The organism is Nostoc cf. edaphicum LEGE 07299 (assembly GCF_015207245.1).
In the GTDB taxonomy this organism is placed as follows: Bacteria; Cyanobacteriota; Cyanobacteriia; order Cyanobacteriales; family Nostocaceae; genus Nostoc; species Nostoc edaphicum_B.
Map to the genome: position 1 here is coordinate 1 of NZ_JADEXF010000346.1, position 5179 is coordinate 5179.

Here is a 5179-nt window from a genome sequence, read left to right on the forward strand (position 1 = left end):
GGGGAGAATAATATATTTCTGACAAATGACCAATGACTAATGACAAATGACCAATGACCAATGACAAATGACAAATGAAAAATGGCTAAACTCGAACTTAAAAACTTGAATAAAACCTACAGTCCTAAAGTCGTTCCTGTCAAAGACGTTAGTTTAACTGTAGATAACCATGAGTTTCTCACTTTACTTGGCCCTTCTGGCTGTGGTAAATCCACCGTTCTACGCATGATTGCGGGTCTTGAAGAACCGACTCGCGGTCAAATCGAGATTGGGGATGTAGATGTCACTTATAAACGAGCAGCCGATCGCAATATTGCAATGGTATTTCAAAGCTATGCACTCTATCCCCACATGACGGTGTACGAAAACCTCGCTTCTGGACTCAAGTTGAAAAAAGTACCACCGACAGAAATTAAACAGCGAGTGGCAGAAGTGGCAGAAGTTTTAGGATTAGCAGAGTTAATGAACCGCAAACCTGGCCAAATGTCTGGAGGTCAACGGCAACGGGTTGCTGTCGGTCGTGCTTTGGTGCGTAATGCCGATGTCTACCTACTGGATGAACCTTTAAGTAACCTGGATGCACTATTGCGGGAACGAGTCCGAGCCGATATCAAGCAAATTTTTGCCGCTCAAAAAGTGCCAGTTGTCTACGTTACCCACGACCAAACAGAAGCAATGACGCTCTCTACGAAAGTTGCCTTGCTCAACGATGGCTATGTCCAGCAACTCGACCCGCCTGACCGCATTTATAACCATCCAGCTAATCTATTTGTGGCTGGATTTGTTGGTAGTCCGCAAATGAATTTGCTGACTTTACCTTGTAAGGGACAATACGCGCTTCTGGGTAATTTCCAAATACTTCTCCCAGATATACCAACTGTACCACCGCAGATTGTTCTGGGAATCCGCCCAGAAAATGTCCGCATTGCTCAACCAGGTGATACCCAGACTATTCAAGGGCGAGTGTTTTTAGTGGAAAATTTGGGTATGCACTATTTGGTTAGTGTCAGGGTTGAGGGTTCACAAACCGGAGCGATTACGGTACGTGCTTTGTTGCCAACAGACCAAAATTGGAGCAATGAGGATATTACATTAGCATTGCCCCCTGAAGATATTCACTGGTTTGATGTGCAATCTGGCCATGCTCTTGTTAAAAGACAAATGTTAGGTTGACGCAAGCAAGAGACGCGATGAATCGCCGTCTCTACAAGAATCAGATTTATCGCGTCTTTGCGATCTAGAATTTTCATCAAAAACCTTAACCGAAGCAATCCTGGAAAGTGATGCTTGGAGATTTGCGCTACCCTAAGTCAGGAAGCCAAGGATAAATCAGATGAGAAAATGGATTTGGCTGATGCTGTTGGTGCTGATGACAGTTGCCGTGTTGGGTAGCAGAGGTAGCACGTTTTTTGAACAGCGTCCCTCACCGACAATTGTTGAGCGGATTCCAGTGGAAACACCCGAAGCACAGCCAGAGTCTAGGGAAGTTTATATTGCCCCGCAAGTGTCTACTGAGAAGCTACTAAACCATATCCAAAAGTTGAATTTTCAGCGTTACACCACAAAAGAGCGATCGCTTACTCGCACTTATATTACAACTGAACTGAAAAAATTCGGCTGGAAACCTAAATTAGAAAAGTTCTCTGACGGTGTGAATATTTTTGCCGAACGTCCAGGAACGAATAAAGCCGCGAAAGCAATTCTTGTAGCAGCGCATTACGATACTGTTGCCTCTTCCCCTGGTGCCGATGATAATGCCAGTGGTGTAGCTGTAGTGCTGGAAGTAGCTCGGTTGCTTGGTTCTCGTCCTACGCCACGAACCTTACAGCTAGCTTTTTTTGACCAAGAGGAAGCAGGACTTTTGGGTAGTCAGGCTTTTGTGAGTAAGACAGCACGCTTGCAAAATTTAGGCGGAGCGATCGTTATGGATATGGTAGGTTACGCTTGTTACACTTCTGGATGTCAGAAATACCCTACCGGATTGCCTGTTACGCCACCTAGCGACAAGGGCGACTTTTTGGCAGTAGTCGGCGATACAGAACACTTGTCTTTGCTTAATGCCTTTCAAAGCTCACAGAACATCCCCTCAACCGCCCTGAATAAACAGGAATCAAATTTGCCAGTAGTTCTAACACTACCAATTCCTTTTAAAGGTTTACTGACACCAGATACCCTACGCAGCGATCATGCACCGTTTTGGTATCAGGGTGTGGGTGCTGTGCTGGTGACAGATACCGCAAATTTACGTACTCCGCACTATCATAAACCTAGCGATGTGCCAGCGACTATCGAGCGATCGTTCTTCACCGGAGCAGCACAAATTGTAGTTAATGCGACTAGTGCCTTGTTAGAGAAAGATCAGGTTTTGGAAACTCAATCACCAAGCTAACTGATGAATTATGAATTATCTTGATTAGCTTTTGGTTCAGGGAAAGTCAACGTCCAATTATTTTTATCATTTACCTGAGAATACAAACCTTGGAGAATAAGCCGTAGAGTTTTTCGAGTTCTAATAGCCTTCTTTACCAGATAAGTTCCTGGTTCAGCAAAGATATCATCAAAGTTTTGTTTATAACCAAATTGTTTTGAACAGTAACTACCAGCACCTTGGACTGTTAACACAAAAAATGGAGCTTGTTTGTATTCATCAGGAATCATAAAGATGCCATATACATGGTGACGACCACGCCACGGCTGAACAATAACCTTAGTAGCGTGTACTTGGAATTTTGTAGTTTTTGATGCGATAAAAGCCTCAAAATTGCAATCAGAATCATTCACAGGCCACCACAGTGCAATAATACTCAGAGAGAGCAGAAAAATTAAAATATAGGGTAGTCTGCGACGCATAAAGCCAAGAAAAATTGTTGATGCGGCTGGGGGAATTTGATGAGTAACGATCGTGCAGCTACAGCAATCAGACTATTCACCTGCAACACCTCTGCAAAACGTTTTAAAGAGTAAAGACAAAACATTAAGCAGTCGGTTAAATTTTCCTGTCAAAAAAAATTGCAGATTGTAGATGCGATTGCTTTCCCTGTTCTAGTAGCTCCGTTACAGTATTAAACCTAGCTAAGAAACAATTGAGCTTTTGTGGCTGTTAACACTGATTTATGCTCAAATTTTTAGCTGTGATGAATTCTACAATTCGTTACTTTTGTTATGCTTGTAATATGGCTCTGTTTGCATTAGCAGATGCTTTGAGGAGATTAGAGCATAGGCGTAGCCTGCACTTCTTTACGAGACGCTGCACTTCGACTACACTCTGTTACCACGCCAACGACTACGCTACCTTGGCTCCGCTCGGTACAAGTCAGTGACCATCGTAGACATCGCCATCAAGTTAAGAAAAAATTTACTTTTATTTCTAATCAATTATTAGGGTAGTCAAATACACAAATATCCGTTATATTCCCGTAAGTAACAGTTGGTATAAAAGTTTATGGGAAAAATTTGGAGAAGTCTTAAGACAGTTGCGGGTTTATTTAGCGCGATTGCACTTACACAGTTCGGGGCAAATACTTCGGCCATTGCTGCTGACACGGTTGTTGTGCGTTTAGGTTTATTTACAGAATCCATTACCCTTACTGAGTTGCAAAAAGCTGTAAAAACAGGAAAATTGCCTGGAAGTTTACAGTCTTTATCTGAAGAACAACGCCGCTTTTTCTTGGGAGCGCTGGGCATGAATATACCTATGAATGTTGTAACAATTGATAGGTTAATTAATACCCAGATTGGTACAACTATTCTTAATGACTTTGCTACAGCCTTAGCCCGAAAAGACAAAGCTGGGGTACAAGCACTCAGAGCAGGATTGGTATTAGGTTCTACTGCACCGCAAGGTCTTTCTATACTGAGTTTTATTGCTGCTTATCCCAGTAAACGCTTAGAAATTGATTTGCCAAAGGCTTGGATTGTTGCAGGGAATTTAAATACTGCTTTTTGGCGTACCCAGCAATTCATGTTAGCGATCGCTCCCCAACTCGACCCGATAACAGCACATCCGAGAACACCGCAGATTGCTTTCCCTTTCGATCCTAGCCAACCAGGAAACGCCCAAGTAAAAGTACTCAACTTAAGTCTCAACGATCAAAAGCGCGATCGCAAAATCCCAGTTGATATTTACTGGTCAACTGCTGCAACTCCCGACAAACCCGTAATTGTCTTTTCTCACGGCTTCGGATCGGTTCGCACGGACTTGCGTTACCTAGCAGAACATTTAGCATCCCACGGTTATGTAGTAGCAGCTTTAGAACATCCCGGTAGTAATCAGGCAAATGCTAACTTAGCATTACAAGGCAAAACCAGAGTCATGAAGCCTCAAGAGTTTTTGTATCGTCCTCAAGATATTAGTTTTGTCCTTGACGAATTAGCAAAGCTCAACCAAACAGCTAATCATCCCCTACAAGGGAAACTTGCAACTACAAACGCGATGGTTGTTGGCTATTCTTTTGGTGGTGGTACAGCTTTAGCACTTGCTGGGGCCGAGTTGCAACTAGAACGTCTTAAACAACGCTGTAAAAAGAACCTGACTATCTTGAGTTTGGGAGAAAATATGCAGTGCATCGCTCAAGAACTACCAGAAAATAGCTATCAACTACGAGATCCCAGAATCAAACAAGCGATCGCTCTCAATCCGACAACTTCTCTAATTTTTGGCGAAACTGGGTTAACTAAGATACAAATTCCGACCATAGTTTTAGCAGGTTCCGCCGATAAAACCACCCCAGCTCTAACTGAACAGATTGTGGGATTTGACAAAATCCCATCCCCAAAATCGCTAGTTGGTATAATTGGGGGTACTCATCTCAGTGTAAAAGACCCCAGCACCACATTAGATCAGGTCGGGCAACCAAATACACCGATTAGTGGCGGTGAAGTTGTCGGCGAACAAGCAGCAGATGTTCGCAAGTACGTTAAAGCTATAGCCTTGGCCTTTGCTGCACAGATGACTCCAGAAGCTAAAAACTATGCTATCTTCCTGACACAAGATTATGCTCAGTTTGCTTCAACTGCCGCATTTCCCTTCCGTCTAATTAATGAGATTCCTCCTGATGCTATGGCAGTGGTGAAAGAATTTGTTGAGAAATAAGGGACTTCCAATTAAACAAATATAGGACTTACGTATCATACATATTAACTATACTAATTTTGGGCTTTTGAACCATTTCTAATACCC

The 5179-nt window shown here is 42.9% G+C and carries 4 protein-coding genes; 3 read left to right on the top strand and 1 reads right to left on the bottom strand.

All coding sequences use genetic code 11. The annotated features are described in order from the left end of the window. The first annotated feature begins 81 nt into the window (after positions 1-81). Both IQ229_RS12215 and IQ229_RS12220 read left to right on the top strand, forming a co-directional pair. Positions 82-1173: an ABC transporter ATP-binding protein gene (locus IQ229_RS12215; RefSeq protein WP_194044027.1), complete on the top strand. Its 1092-nt coding sequence runs from the start codon at positions 82-84 to the stop codon at positions 1171-1173. Between the two features lie 160 nt (positions 1174-1333). After that, the gene (locus IQ229_RS12220) at positions 1334-2389 is read left to right on the top strand and encodes a M28 family peptidase (protein WP_194044028.1); all 1056 of its coding nucleotides are present in this window, start codon (positions 1334-1336) and stop codon (positions 2387-2389) included. Between the two features lie 8 nt (positions 2390-2397). Here the strand turns inward: IQ229_RS12220 and IQ229_RS12225 are convergent, their stop codons facing one another. Beyond that, on the bottom strand, positions 2398-2850 hold the full coding sequence (locus tag IQ229_RS12225; RefSeq protein ID WP_194044029.1) for a hypothetical protein: 453 nt from the start codon (positions 2848-2850) through the stop codon (positions 2398-2400). Positions 2851-3442: 592 nt separating this feature from the next. Between IQ229_RS12225 and IQ229_RS12230 the strand changes: the two genes are divergently transcribed. Continuing rightward, the gene (locus tag IQ229_RS12230) at positions 3443-5092 is read left to right on the top strand and encodes an alpha/beta hydrolase (RefSeq protein ID WP_194044030.1); all 1650 of its coding nucleotides are present in this window, start codon (positions 3443-3445) and stop codon (positions 5090-5092) included. Positions 5093-5179: the final 87 nt, after the last annotated feature.

What these genes read in the sequence shown, in the direction of transcription:
- IQ229_RS12215 (WP_194044027.1), top strand. Translation starts at nt 82, where the DNA reads ATGGCTAAACTCGAACTTAAAAACTTGAATAAAACCTACAGTCCTAAA.
- IQ229_RS12220 (WP_194044028.1), top strand. Translation starts at nt 1,334, where the DNA reads ATGAGAAAATGGATTTGGCTGATGCTGTTGGTGCTGATGACAGTTGCC.
- IQ229_RS12225 (WP_194044029.1), bottom strand. Translation starts at nt 2,850, where the DNA reads ATGCGTCGCAGACTACCCTATATTTTAATTTTTCTGCTCTCTCTGAGT.
- IQ229_RS12230 (WP_194044030.1), top strand. Translation starts at nt 3,443, where the DNA reads ATGGGAAAAATTTGGAGAAGTCTTAAGACAGTTGCGGGTTTATTTAGC.